Annotated in this window: 11 protein-coding genes and 1 pseudogene; 6 read left to right on the forward strand and 6 right to left on the reverse strand. The window is 67.2% G+C overall.

What is annotated here, in order from left to right:
* Positions 1 to 17 precede the first annotated feature (17 nt).
* Both BN2279_RS29760 and BN2279_RS05325 read right to left on the reverse strand, forming a co-directional pair.
* Positions 18 to 1,394 carry an endonuclease Q family protein gene (locus tag BN2279_RS29760; RefSeq protein WP_199827636.1) on the reverse strand — a complete coding sequence of 459 codons (1,377 nt, stop codon included), beginning with the start codon at positions 1,392 to 1,394 and terminating at the stop codon, positions 18 to 20.
* Between the two features lie 138 nt (positions 1,395 to 1,532).
* On the reverse strand, positions 1,533 to 1,754 hold the full coding sequence (locus BN2279_RS05325) for a hypothetical protein (RefSeq protein WP_059006972.1): 222 nt from the start codon (positions 1,752 to 1,754) through the stop codon (positions 1,533 to 1,535).
* Between the two features lie 110 nt (positions 1,755 to 1,864).
* Between BN2279_RS05325 and BN2279_RS05330 the strand changes: the two genes are divergently transcribed.
* The 4 genes from BN2279_RS05330 (at position 1,865) to BN2279_RS05345 (ending at position 3,883) form a co-directional block, all read left to right on the forward strand.
* The gene (locus tag BN2279_RS05330; RefSeq protein ID WP_079031860.1) at positions 1,865 to 2,344 is read left to right on the forward strand and encodes an SLOG cluster 4 domain-containing protein; all 480 of its coding nucleotides are present in this window, start codon (positions 1,865 to 1,867) and stop codon (positions 2,342 to 2,344) included.
* 337 nt (positions 2,345 to 2,681) lie between these two features.
* Positions 2,682 to 3,074, forward strand: a complete 393-nt coding sequence (locus tag BN2279_RS05335; RefSeq protein WP_059006974.1) for a TM2 domain-containing protein — start codon at positions 2,682 to 2,684, stop codon at positions 3,072 to 3,074.
* Positions 3,075 to 3,086: 12 nt separating this feature from the next.
* Entirely contained in the window at positions 3,087 to 3,488 is a 402-nt protein-coding gene (locus BN2279_RS05340) for a DUF2752 domain-containing protein (protein WP_059006976.1), read from the forward strand.
* A gap of 53 nt (positions 3,489 to 3,541) precedes the next feature.
* Positions 3,542 to 3,883, forward strand: a complete 342-nt coding sequence (locus BN2279_RS05345; RefSeq protein WP_079031897.1) for an Rdx family protein — start codon at positions 3,542 to 3,544, stop codon at positions 3,881 to 3,883.
* A gap of 1,052 nt (positions 3,884 to 4,935) precedes the next feature.
* Here the strand turns inward: BN2279_RS05345 and BN2279_RS28355 are convergent.
* Together BN2279_RS28355 and BN2279_RS28360 are read right to left on the reverse strand one after the other, a co-directional pair.
* Positions 4,936 to 5,757, reverse strand: coding sequence for an SGNH hydrolase domain-containing protein (locus BN2279_RS28355; protein WP_159037073.1), 822 nt, complete (start codon positions 5,755 to 5,757; stop codon positions 4,936 to 4,938).
* Positions 5,751 to 6,977, reverse strand: a complete 1,227-nt coding sequence (locus BN2279_RS28360; protein WP_104530947.1) for an acyltransferase family protein — start codon at positions 6,975 to 6,977, stop codon at positions 5,751 to 5,753. The genes BN2279_RS28355 and BN2279_RS28360 overlap by 7 nt, the downstream gene beginning before the upstream one ends.
* 327 nt (positions 6,978 to 7,304) lie before the next feature.
* Here BN2279_RS28360 and BN2279_RS05360 point away from each other — a divergent pair, with 327 nt between their 5' ends.
* Together BN2279_RS05360 and BN2279_RS05365 are read left to right on the forward strand one after the other, a co-directional pair.
* Positions 7,305 to 9,035 carry a M1 family metallopeptidase gene (locus tag BN2279_RS05360; RefSeq protein WP_079031861.1) on the forward strand — a complete coding sequence of 577 codons (1,731 nt, stop codon included), beginning with the start codon at positions 7,305 to 7,307 and terminating at the stop codon, positions 9,033 to 9,035.
* A gap of 410 nt (positions 9,036 to 9,445) precedes the next feature.
* A pseudogene (locus tag BN2279_RS05365) lies at positions 9,446 to 10,273 on the forward strand (transposase family protein).
* Between the two features lie 50 nt (positions 10,274 to 10,323).
* Here the strand turns inward: BN2279_RS05365 and BN2279_RS27200 are convergent.
* Together BN2279_RS27200 and BN2279_RS29105 are read right to left on the reverse strand one after the other, a co-directional pair.
* On the reverse strand, positions 10,324 to 12,204 hold the full coding sequence (locus tag BN2279_RS27200) for a ParB N-terminal domain-containing protein (RefSeq protein WP_159037074.1): 1,881 nt from the start codon (positions 12,202 to 12,204) through the stop codon (positions 10,324 to 10,326).
* A 113-nt stretch (positions 12,205 to 12,317) separates the two neighbouring features.
* Positions 12,318 to 13,058: a GIY-YIG nuclease family protein gene (locus BN2279_RS29105; protein WP_234347473.1), complete on the reverse strand. Its 741-nt coding sequence runs from the start codon at positions 13,056 to 13,058 to the stop codon at positions 12,318 to 12,320.
* Positions 13,059 to 13,061: the final 3 nt, after the last annotated feature.

Genomic DNA, 13,061 nt, shown 5'->3' on the forward strand with positions numbered 1-13,061 from the left:
CGTCTGCTTCCCGGTCTCTACCATACCCCCACCGTCGGCAGCCGCACCAGTGCAAAAGAGAGCCCGCTCGTCCCCTCGGACTGGTCCGCCCCGAACAGCCCCTCGTCCTCGAACAGCGCGGGCGCCGCCACCGCCGTCATCCGCTTCAGCTCACCCGGCTCGAACAGCCGGATCACCCCGTACTCCCCGTCGAACCCGGCCTCCCGCAGCACCTCGCCGCGCCGCAGCCGCGCCACCGCCTCCCCGAGCAGCGGAGCGTGCGCCGCGATGTCGTCCACCGGGACGTCCTCCAGGATCGACAACTCCGGCCCCAGCGCGGCCGTGAGCCGTTCGACCTCCCCGAGCACCCGCTTGCTCTTCGGCCCGACACCGGCGATCTCGGACACCATCTCGGGCAACGGCACCAGGCTCAGGAAGTCCGGTGCCCCCGGCGGCCGTACGGGCTCGGGCCGGTCGGCCAGTTGCTCGACCCGGTTCAGCACCCCGACCGTCACCGGCTTGCCGCACACCGGACAGATCCCGCCGTGCGCCCGCGTCTCCGCCGGGTCCATCCGCACCCCGCACTTGCGGTGCCCGTCGGTGTGGTACTTCCCCTCCTCCGGGAAGAACTCCACGGAGCCGACGTGCCCGACACCGGTCTCCAGCGCCCGCCGGACCGCGAAGTAGTCCATCTCCGTGTCGAACAGCGTCGTCTCGCGTCCCAGCATCGGCGGCGAATGCGCGTCGGAGTTGCTGACCAGCCGGTAGCGGTCGAGGCCCGAGATGCGCCAGTTCATCGCCGGATCGCTCGAAAGCCCGGTCTCCAGCGCGAAGATGTGGTCGGCGAGATCGACGTAGCAGTCCTCGATCGCGTCGAACCCCGACTTGGAGCCCAGCACCGCGAACCACGGCGTCCACACGTGCGCGGGCACCAGATACGCGCCCTCGCCGCACTCCAGCGCGATCTCCAGCAGATCCCGCGAGTCGAGCCCCAGGATCGGCCGCCCGTCCGAGGCGATGTTGCCGATCCTGGCCAGCCTGCGGTTGAACTCGGCCGCCGCGTCGAAGTCCGGCATGTAGACCAGATGATGCACCTTGCGGGTGCGGTCCCCGCGCTTGTAGATCGTCGAGATCTCGACCGACAGCATGAAACGGACCGGAGCCGCCGCCAGACTCGGCGCCAACCGCCGCGCGATGTCCCGGTCCAGCTCCTCCCGCAGCCGGAACAGCCCCGGCTCGGCGGGCACCAGTGTCTCCCGCAGATGGGCGAACCAGGCGGGATGCGTGAAGTCCCCCGTACCGACAAGGGAGATGCCCTTGCGCCGTGCCCACCAGGTCAGATGCTCCAGATCGCAGTCCTTGCTGCAGGCCCTGGAGAACTTCGAGTGGATATGCAGGTCAGCGTGGAAGCGCACCCGCGGCATCATCCCACAGGCGGCGCGGCGCGGATGACGCTCGCCCGCCCCGCTCCGGGCGTAACGCCGGGAACGGGGCGGGCGGTTGGTGACTCCGTTGCGTTGTGCGTCGTGCGTTGTGCGTCGCGTGACGCCGCGTCAGCGAAGGTGCTTGCCGACCTCGGCGTGGATCAGGTTCTCGATGGAGTACGTCCCCAGCGCCAGCACCTCCTCGTCCATCGCGATGTACTTGCCGTGCGCGGCGAACTCGCCGTGCACCAGGGACGGCGGGACGTCACCGTAGGCGGCGGCGCCCGAAGCCCCGGCGAAGAGACCGGCGGCGGCGAGGCCGACCGCGGCCAGAACCGTACGAATGCGCATGAATCCTCCCGATCCATGGGAAAGCTGCCTGAACGGCCACACCGTGACAGCTCCGGGCGGCCCGCGTCCGGATTGCCCCAAACGCGGGCGTGTGAGGAAAGGAACGAGCGATGCCGTACCAGGTGGCCGTCTGCGGCCCGGGGGAGTGCACACCGGACGAGGAGTCCGCCGCCCACACCGTGGGGCGGCTGCTCGCCGAGCGGGGCGCCGTGGTGATCTGCGGCGGCGGCAGCGGCGTGATGGCCGCCGCCGCGGCGGGCGCCCGCGCCGGGGGCGGGCCGGCGATCGGCGTGTGGCCGGGCGCCACCCGCGAGGGCGCCGCCCCCGGCCTGTCCGCCGTGCTGGTGACCGGCATGGGCCAGGCGCGCAACGCGATCGTCGCGGCCAGCGCCGACGCGGTCGTCGTGATCGGCGGCTCGTGGGGCACGCTCAGCGAGATCGCCCTCGCCAGGCGCAGGGAGGACGCCGCCGTGCCGGTCGTCTCCCTCGGCGGCTGGCGGGTGGTGGACCGCGACGGCCGGGAACTTCCCGGCATCGACCACGCGCCGACCCCGGAGGCAGCCGTCGAACGGGCCCTGCGCGGGCGCTGAACCGGCCTGCGGCGGACGCCTGACGGGCCCGGACCCCGACTGGCACTATGGGTCGGGACGATCCGGCGCCCAGCGGTGCCCTTCGTGACCGATCATCCGTTCGTCACGCCCGTGGGGGGAAGATGTCCGATCCGCGTGAGCAGGGTTCGCAGGACCCGTTCGCTTCGCAGGACCCGTTCGCCAAGCCGACGCCACCGTCGCCGCCACCGCCACCCGCCGGCCCGGGCCGCTCCGGCTACGCGTGGGGGCCCGACACCGGCGCTGCCTCTCATACCCATCTGCCGCTGCCGCCGCGGGGGAGCGGGTCGTTGGCGAGGAGCGCGCTGTTGTGTATTAAGTGCACAGCGCGTCCGTCTACCCGCGCGGTGGTCCGGGCGGTCACCCCCCGGGCTACCCGGGCGCGTACCCCGCCGGCTACCCGGCCGGTTTCCCGGGCGCCTATCCGCCGCCCGCCGTGTACCCCGGCATGTACCCGTACGACCCGGCCGCGCCCTACGGCTACGACCGGCGCGGCCGTCCGTTCTCGCACAAGTCGAAGATCCTCGCGGGCGTCCTCCAGCTCCTCTTCGGCACCTTCGGCGCCGGGCGGTTCTACACCGGCCATATCGGCATGGCCGTCGCACAGCTCCTGACCTGCGGCGGGCTGGGTTTCTGGGCGATCATCGACGGCGTTCTCTTCCTCGCGAGCGAGGACAGGACCGACGCGAGCGGTCGCGTCCTGCGGAGCTGACGGGCGTCCGCCATGAGAGCGATCCGCCGACCGGTGCCCCACCCCGCGGTCCCGCCGCTCGCCGCCCTCGCGGCCGGGATCGCGGCCGGCGCGTACCTGTGGCGGACCGATCCGCGCGAGGACGGCCACCTCCTGCCCCGCTGCCCGGTCAACTGGGCCACCGGCCTGCTCTGTCCCGCGTGCGGCGGCACCCGGATGGCGTACGACCTGCTGCACGGCGACCTCGCGGCGGCCTGGCACGACAACGCCGCGCTGCTCCTCCTCGGCCTGCCCCTGGCCCTGTGGCTGACCGGCCGCTGGCTGTACGAGGGCCTGTGCGGACGCCGCTACCGCCCCCGCGCCGACCCCCGCGCCACCGCGGCCGTCCTCGGCTCCGCGCTGCTGTGGACGGCCCTGCGCAACCTCGCCGGCTGAGCCCGACGCCGAACACGACGCCGGGCCCGACCGATAGCCCGACAATGGTCGGCATGACGGCGACGAACAAGGTCCGCATCGCGTACTGCACCCAGTGCCGCTGGCTGCCCCGAGCGGCGTGGCTGGCCCAGGAGTTGCTGGGCACCTTCGAGGCCGAACTGTCCGAGGTCGCGCTCGCCCCCGGCACCGGTGGCGTCTTCACGGTCGAGGTCAATGGCGAGACCGTCTGGGACCGCAAGACCCAGGGCTTCCCCGAACCCACCGCCATCAAGCGCCTGATCCGCGACCGCGTCGCCCCCCACCGCTCCCTGGGCCCTTGCTCTTATACACATTCCCGAGCCCACGCGCCACCCCGGAAATCCGCCACCCGTCTTCTGGTTGTCCGTAATGCCTGATTTTTTCTGTTTGCTTTTTTTTCTTTTTCAAACAAAAGTCGGCATCCGAGTTTTCTGCCTGTCGCGTGGGCTCGGGGATGTTTGACACCGCCCGCCACAGCACTCCCCGGCCCAGCACGGTGATGTGCTGTGGTCTCAACGCTCCGGCTGGGCCGTGTCCGCCCCCGGCGGAACGGTCGCCGCCGCCGTACCCCGACCGTCACCACCGCGGTCGTGCCGTACCGGTGTCTCCTCCCAGGCCAACGGCCCGCGGGGCAGGGCGCCCTGCGGTGAGCGGTCGAGCCACTGCTCGTGGTCGGGCACGAACCCGCCCCCCTCGACGACCCACGGAGCAGGACCCGTCCGGCGCCTTCTTCGCCCCGCTGCGGGCGGGGGCCGGACCGAAGGACGCCTTCTCCCGGGACCTCCGGATCAACTCCGGGCGATCTCCGCCGAATTCACTGACGACCCGCCATTTCCACACCGGACGCGCGTGTTTGCCGACAACACACCACAACCCCATTCGCCTTATCGGTAGTTGAGTAATCAGCCGGGCCCGGAACGCGGACACGCGAACTCACCGATGAATCCGGTCCGGAGGCTTTGAGAGGCCATAAACGGCGTGCTAAACCAGTCGCGTCCCGTCACAGGGGTTAACACCTGTGACATGTGTCCCACCCTGTAGGAGCACCTATGCTGACCCACCTGCTCGCCGAGGTCGTCCTTGTCCTGGGCTGCCTGGTCTGATCCGGTCCCACACCGGAACCGACGCCGGCCTTGGTCCACTTCGGTGGGCGTCAAGGCCGGTGTTCTCATCCGCGACGAGAGTTCGCCAGAGGCAAACCGCCGCGGATATTCAGCCCCGAGCCGGGCGAAGAGTTCCCCCACCTGAACGGTGGCGAAAAAAAGCACCCGCCACGGAAGAGAACGCCGCGTCATCTCTCCCTCGCCGTCCCGGGGTCGCGGATCAAATGGCCGACGAACGTCCTCAGCGCCTCGGATTCGTCAGCGCCCAGACCTCGCAAGCAGCGCCGGCCACAACCCCCCGCTCCGCCACCGCCCCTTCACCGGCCCTACGGCTCCCGCCCCAGCACCCCGTCCAGTTGCTCGCCCAGCACCGGCGCCAGCGCCTCCGCGTACGCCTCGCTCACATGGTTGTCGTCGCGGTAGACGAACGTGTCGCCCACCACCACCGGGCAGTCGCCCGCGCCCGTGCACAACCAGGGCAGCGGGTCGATCACGGACACCCCCGTCGTCTCCGCCGCGGCCCTGGTCGCCTCCCGCCGCGTTCGGTCCCGGATCGTCTCGGGCACCTCGCTCGTGCAGCGGTCCAGCTCCAGCGGATGCAGCGCCGCGCACTCCACGGCGTCCTCCCGCGGCCAGGGAGTGTCCAGAAGGACGCTCACCCGGGCACCGGTGTCCGCCAACCGCCGGAAGGTGTCCTCGTATCCGGCGGTCCATCCCGCCAGGGGATCGGCCATGGCGTCCACCGGATCACCCGCGTCCGACGACGAGGTGATGACCAGCGAGGGCCGCAACTCCGCGATCATCTCCAGCGCGTTGTCCCGCCACGCTTCGCACGACGCGTACGGCTCGCCCTCCTTGACGATCGTCACCGCCGCGACCTTGCACGATGCCTTCGTCAGCGAGACCAACTGCCAACCCCGTTCCCGCGCCACCTGGTCCAGCGCCGGGAACCACTGCGCCGCGTGCGAGTCACCGAACAGCACCACCACGTCGTCCGACGTCCGGTCCCCGTAGACACACAGCGGCGTCCGGGCACTCGTGTACCCCATGTGACACCCGTCCCGGTAGATCGCGGACTCGTTCTCCTTCACATCCGCCAGCGCCGGCGCGAGGTTGCCCGGCAGGCTCGTGCCCGACTCCGTCAGCAACTGAGCCAGCCTCGCCTCCGCGTCCGGCGCCGACGCCAACTCCTCCCGCAGCACGGGCGCGGGCGCACCGGCGCGGACCGCCGCACGTAACACCGCCACAAACAGCGCGCCCACCCACGGCCACCTATACACCAGAACACCCCCGCCGCCGCCGCGCCCCCCCCCCCCCCCACCGCCCCCCCCCCCGCCCCCGCCGACACCCCCAGCCCCAACCCCAGCGCCCGGCCCGGCCGGCCACGGAACACCCGGTGGAAACGCACCGGGTTCTCCACGAGCCGCGTCGTCACCCACGCCAGCACCAGCGCGACCCCGCACAGCGCCAGCCCCAGCCGGACACCGGCCGGCCGGCCCAGCGCCTGCGGCCCGATCAGCAACAGCGGCCAGTGCCACAAGTACCAGCCGTACGACCCCCCGCCGACCCACGTCACCGGCCGCCACGCCAGCAGCGGCCGCGCGTCGAACCGCGCCGGCGCGCACCCGCCCCCCAGCACGAGCAGCGCCCCGACCACGGGAAGTGCCGCGTGGGAACCGGGAAACGGCGTGCGCGCGTCGAACCACACCGCCGCCAGCAGCACGCACCCCAGCCCGGCCCATGTCATGAGCGCCGCCACCACCCCCGGCAGCCGCCTCAACCGGCCCGCGCCCAGCGCCAGAAGAGCCCCGGCGCCCAACTCCCAGAACCGGGTGTGCGACCCGAAGTACGCCCACGGGCCCGAGCTTTCCGTCACCGACACGCTCAACCAGAACGACACCGCGCACAGCCCGGCCAACGGCACGGCCAGCAGCCGCCGTCGCCGCACCAGCTTCCAACTCCCCAGCAACAGCAGGGGCCACAGCAGATAGAACTGCTCCTCGACCGCCAGCGACCAGAAATGCTGGAACGGCGACGGCGGACTCCCCTCCGCGAGATAGTCCGTCCCCTCGCCCGCCAGCCGGAAGTTCACCACGTACAGAACGCTGCTGACCGCGTCCCCCACGTACTCCTGGAAGCGGATCTTCGACAGGAACAGCCACGCGCCGCCGAGCGTGACCACCACGACCAGCGACGACGCGGGTAACAGCCGCAGCGCGCGGCGCGCGTAGAAACCGCGGACCGACACGCTTCCGGTGGCCGCCAGTTCGCGCAGCAGCAGCGACGTGATGAGAAAACCGGAGATGACGAAGAAGACGTCGACCCCCACGTAACCACCGGCGAACTGCCGCACCCCGGCGTGGGACATCACGACCAGCGACACCGCCAGGGCCCGCAGCCCCTGGATGTCTTGCTCTTATAACCCTCTGACGCTGTCGACGAAGCGACTCGTGTCAAGAGCCAGGAACAACAGCATGACAACTCCCCCGCCACCACTCCCACCCGGGGGAGACGTCCGAGGGGAGACGGAGGTTGACGCCCGTACCAACGTCACCCGATGATGGCGCGACGGGTGCCGCGAACCATCGCACCCGGAAACACGGGGGAGTTTCGATGACTTGCACGAGGCACGGGTATGCCCGTACTCCGTCGTGGCTTCCCGCCCTTCTGGAGTCACGGACCGAAAGAGAACCCCATGCGCAACCGCACCCGGGTGACGGCACCCGCCGCCGCGCTCCTCGCCTCCGGCGCGACCCTCGGCCTCGGCCCGGCCGCCCGGGCCGCGACCCCGGCGTCGGGCTCCACCGGCGGCACCAGCCTCGGTGACCCGGTCTACCCGACGCTCGGCAACACCGGCTACCAGGTCTCGGCCTACGTCCTGGACTTCACCTACCGGCCCGACACCAAGCTGGTCGACGCCGTCGTGATCGTGGCGGCCCGCGCCACCCAGAACCTCGAACGTTTCTCGCTCGACTCGGGCGCCACCCTCACCGTGCACAGCGTCCACGTCGGGGGCCGCACCGCCGAGTTCGAGCAGCAGGCCGACAAGCTCCTGATCACGCCCCGCCGTTGCGTCACGAAGAACAGCCGGATGAACGTGCGGATCAAGTACACCGCTGACCCCGGCGCCCTGCCGTTCCCCACCAACGGCTGGGTGCCCACCCCGGACGGCTTCGCCGTCGCCGGGCAGCCCAACCTCGCCCACACCGTGTTCCCCTGCAACGACCACCCCACGGACAAGGCGGACTTCACCTTCCGCATCACCGTCCCCGACGGCCTGGAGGGCGTGGCCAGCGGCACGCTGGTGTCGAAGGAAAGCGCGGGCGGCAGCACCACGTTCACCTACCACTCGCGCGACCCGATCGCGACCGAGGTCATCCAGATATCCGCCGGCGACTACACGGTGGTCGAGCGCCAGGGCCCCAGCGGGCTGCGGCTGCGCGACGTGGTGCCGGTCGCCAGGGCCCAGGCCCTGGAGCCCGCACTCGCCCTGACCGCCGGGCAGTTGAGCTGGCTGGAGGCGAGGCTCGGCGCGTACCCCTTCGAGACGTACGGCATCCTGCCCGCCAACACCGACGACCCCAACGCCTTCGACTTCACCGGCCTGGAGACGCAGACCCTCACCATCTACAAGCCGAACTACCTTCTCCAGCAGGAGAGCAAGATCGGCTCGCACATGATGCACGAGCTGGTCCACACCTGGTTCGGCAACCTCGTCTCACCCGCCACCTGGGCCGACCTGTGGCTCAACGAGGGCCACGCCGACTACTACGGGCTGCTCTACCGCTACGAGCGCGGCTGGCCCGACTCGTTGGGCATGACCACCATGGAAGCCCGCATGAGGGACGTCTATTCGCGCGGCGACCAGTGGCGCCACGACTCCGGCCCGGTCGCCTCACCGACCGCCGAGAACCTCTTCGACGCCCAGCGCTACACCGGCGGCGTGCTGGTCCTGTACGCGCTGTGGAACCTCGTCGGTGAGGAGGTCTTCATGCGCATCGAGCACGCCTTCCTCGACCGCTTCCGCAACTCCTCCGCCTCGACCGCCGACTTCATCGCCGTGGCCTCCGAGGCGTCCGGCCAGGACCTGACGGGCTTCCTCACCGAGTGGCTGTACGGCACCACGACCCCCCGCATGCCCGGCCACCCGGACTGGACGGTCACCCCGGTCTGTCACTTCTACACATCTGCCGCCGCCGACGAAGAGGATAGTGTTCCGCCTTTCGGTGGGGCTCGGGTATTTCCGCCTTTCGGTGGGGCTCGGGTACCCTCTGACACCCCCGACCCCGCACCGTCCACCGACCCGGCACCGACGCGAACCGCCCGCCCCGACACAAGCCGGCGGACGAGCCGCGCACACACCGAAGCCCCCGCCGATCGAGATCGGCGGGGGCTTCTGTCGGCAAGTGCCAGAGTGGGCCGTTGACGAGTGGGTCTGACCAGCGTCGTCTCGGGGCTTTCAAGATCGCTTCCCGCGCGTTGAGTGATCGTCTCCCGGTGCGTCGCTCAGAGAGCTTGGCATGGGAACAGGTGACGGTCGGCAGGTGGGTTGTTTTGGGAGGATCAACGAGTTGCGGCTGAAGGCGTGGGCGAGTCTTTCGCAGGGCTTCCGGTGCAGTCCGAATCAAATGTCGTCAATCGCCACAGCCGTTCACACCCTTGAGCGGTAACGCTGAAGCTGCTCACTGAGGTTTTCGCAGCGAAATAATCATCGTGAAGCGGGACGAAGTGCTGATAGTGGCATGGTTCGGGCGCGGAGGCCCCGGTGACGGGTAGACGTAAAGCCCTGATAGGACAGGTCTCTCTCACAAGATCGTCCGAATCAAAGGCTTCACGTTGGTCACCTATCCTGCCATGCTTGATGTCCCCCGCGCGCTCGTGCAGCACCTGGGTCGCCTGCTTCAGGCCGAGCGCCGCAGGCGCGGAACCCCAAGGGGCGTCAGGGCCCTGACCAACTTCCGCCAGGCGGTGCTGATCGTGCGCTGGTTCCGCGACGGCACCCGGGTCAGCCAGCTCGCCCGCGACTGCGGCATCTCGATCGCGACCGCATACCGGTACCTCCACGAGGGCATCGCGGTCCTCACCGCCCAGGCCCCCGGATCTGCACGAGGTCCTTGAGCAGGCCAGCGTGCCGGCCTCGGCCATGTCATCCTCGGCAGCTCTTTGATCCCCACCGACCGCGTCGCCGAGACGATCGTGAGCAAGAAGGGGAAGGAGGTCGACCTGTGGTACTCCGGAAAACACCAGGAGCACGGCGGGAACATCCAGTTCCTCGCCGCCCCGGACGGCTTCCCGCTGTGGACCTCCGATGTCCGCCCCGCCAGCGTCCCGGACATCGAGGCAGCCCGCGAACTGGTGCCGACCGCCCTGCACAAAGCAGCCCGCGACGGCCTCAAGTCTCTGGCGGACAAGGGCTACCAGGGCGCAGGGGCTGGAGTACTCGTCCCGGTCAAGCGGCAGGCCAACAGCATACCCCTCCATGACGACAACCGTACCTACAACAGCCTGCTCGCCCCGCTGCGCGCCCTCGGCGAACGAGCCATGGCCCTGCTCAAGACCCGTTGGAAAACCCTCCAGCGCATCACCCTCAACCCCAGCCGAACCGGCGACATCACCCGCGCCTGCCTCGTACCCACCCAATTCGAGCACAGCCGAACTCACTGAGAAAATTTCACTGGTCTGAGTAAATCGCCCAGTGATGGGGCAGTCGGGGCTTAGCCCATGCTTGCGAGCGCGGCGAGTCGACGAGCTCCCAGCAGAATCGCTGCTTGTCTCAGCGTTTCTCTGTCTGGGGTCTCTCCGCCTGCAGCACGGACTTCCTTCTTAATGTGGGCCTCAACCGCCTTGCGGAGGTCCATGCAGGCTTCTCGTATGATCGCCGCCATCACTCCGCCAGCTACTCGTCCTGGAGAGATTCTACTGAACTGCTCTGCCAGCCATTGGTAGGCAGCCATCCGTAGTTCGGGAGTTCCAGCATCGGTGTATGACCGGTCCGACTCAAGGTAAGGGATGTTCGTAGCTCTGACGAGCTCCCATGCTGGCGCATCCTCCTCGTTGCGAGGAGGTCCGCCGGCCCAGGCTGATGCTTCCTTTCTGACCTCTTGCAGGGGGCAAAGGGCAGCCAGAAGGGCTAGGCCCTTGATTCCTTTGGTTCCAACTTTGGTGAAGTTGATGTTTCGATCTGGGCCGATACCTGTGCCAATCCAGAAGTCTGGATCCTTCAATTTCGGAACGATTCGCCGGTTCGTGCGATTGATCCACTCGTTGAGCACTGAGAAGCGTTCTGCATCCACAGACCAGATCTCTTTTAGATCCTCGCGAGCCTGGTCGGCCGCGAAGGCTGACAAGAGAAGGCCTCGTTGAAATACTACGAGGAACGCTAGATTGTCGGCCTTAACGCTCTCGGAGATTCCATTTGCCTTCGTGTTAGGATTCTCGCCAGTCCTGGTTTCGATGGCCTTCTTCGTGTCGCTGTCAGAGCCCAGCCAAAGTTCGTGGTCACCGCCAATGAACCCAGCCGTCGCGTAGCGTTCGCGAAGTTCTGCATAGGGCTTCAACTGAAGCAGGGGGCGCACCAGATTTTGGCCGATTCCATCAGCGAATGCTTCACTAATCGCGGCAACTTCTTCAGGTGTGAACGCAAACGGACGCTCCTCTAGCCGCGCTACACGGATCTTCTTCTTGAGTTCGATCTCGTCCCAACGTAGACCCGCAGGAGGGTCGACCCGTGCAGTTACGTCTCTGACGAACTCTTCCAGTTTCTCGTAATCGGTGTCGTCGCAGCGAGGTGGGTAGATCGTCTTGACGGTCTCATAAAGGGAAAGTACTGTCGTCAAGTAGAGACTCTGGTCGAATTTGGCTTGATCTGAATGCCAGTCGACCAGGGCGAGCGGGATTCGCTGCAACGATGCTTCACTGTCGGCATCTCCGCCGAGCTCTGAGGCAATCAAGCGCCGTACGGTAACGGACACCAGATCTTGATCATCGAGAAGGTATGTCCGAGCTTTCGATACGGAAACCGCGTGCTTGTTCAGCGCCACGAAGATGCTGCGGCAAGCGAGTAGCACATTGCTGGATTGCTCGGTGGGAGGAGTGAATCCTGCTCTGGGATCCAGTACCAGAACAAGAACTGGGATTCTGGTCTCGTTCGGACTGAGTAGTCCGCGCTGTGCCGAGTCGAGAATCTTCCGTAGCGCAAGGAATCGATGTTGTCCATCGAGGATTACGGCATGCGCTCGCTCTGTATTCCAGCGGAGGTATCCAACTTCTTGGTTCGGTAGTGAATCAATCAGCACTGGACCGATCGTATTGCGCTCCATTCCCTCGTATGGAACGTCATCAGGGCCTGATGGATCATCCTCATACGTCTCCATCACCGCATTGCGGTTGCCTGGATCGACTGGGAGGAGAACTACTGTGAACGAGTTGAAGAATTTAAGTGAGCCAGGCTGAAGCAGGTAAGTCCTGATCGGACCCGCAGCACGGTCGTCGTCAACCGCGCGTTGGAATAGTTCTTCGAATTTGACCGGCTGGCGATCGGTGATTGCCAGATCACGCGCCAGCTGTAGGTATCGAGTGGCTTCAGTTACGGTCATGGAGATGGCGTAGTACGGCACTCGCTCATCTCCGATGGCATATTCTCCCCGCACGAAGGCGTACTGGCCCGTGTAGGCTTGCCGTCGGCGACTCATCGCTGAGAGGCTCATTCTCAGTCCATCTTTTCATTCAGCAGCGGGTGGGCGAGGCGGATAGTCAACGATTCAGCAAGGCGTACCAACTGATCAGCTTGCCTCAGCTCGACAGGGGCATCGGCCGGCAGTTCTTCTTCTGCATCGAATTCGTCAAAGTCATCCTCGTCGCTTCCATCGTCTAGAACATCTTCAATGTCGGCGTCGAGGTCTTCTTCATCTGCGTCCGGAGAGTCTGTGCGCTGCCGCAGGGATGCGGCGAGTTCGAGTACATCGTCTGGGGGCTGGACGGGTAGTAGGACCACGGTGCAGTCGCCGGGTGTGAGGTTGAGTTGCTCAAGCCCACGGCTGAGTTTAGAACCCGTCCGCAAGTGTTGCCGGATCCGTGTTGACAGGTTGACTGCCTTGCCGACATAGAGGGGCCGCTGGAAAACAGTCGCACAGAGCAAGGCCCACTCAAGATGGATGTTCTTCTCCGTTATCATCTCGCTCAACCGAGATGACGAAGCACCAGTTAGCGCCGGCGGGCGATCTTGAATTACGATGTGTCTGTACTTACCCACCATGCCAGCTTCGAGGGGCGGCCCGTTTTGCGGAGCGATTCTGGTTTGAAGGTCCTCGAACACGTCGTTGGCGTCGCGCTCGAAGGCACTCAGCGCCAGATCTCGGAGGTCAGCTGTCCAGATGTAGATGCCAGGCTGCGCCGGAATCATTCCTCGGCGGGCAGTCCGTGATAGCGAGAGGTACTGCTGCACGCTCAACAA

Source organism: Streptomyces specialis (assembly GCF_001493375.1).
GTDB lineage: Bacteria > Actinomycetota > Actinomycetes > Streptomycetales > Streptomycetaceae > Streptomyces > Streptomyces specialis.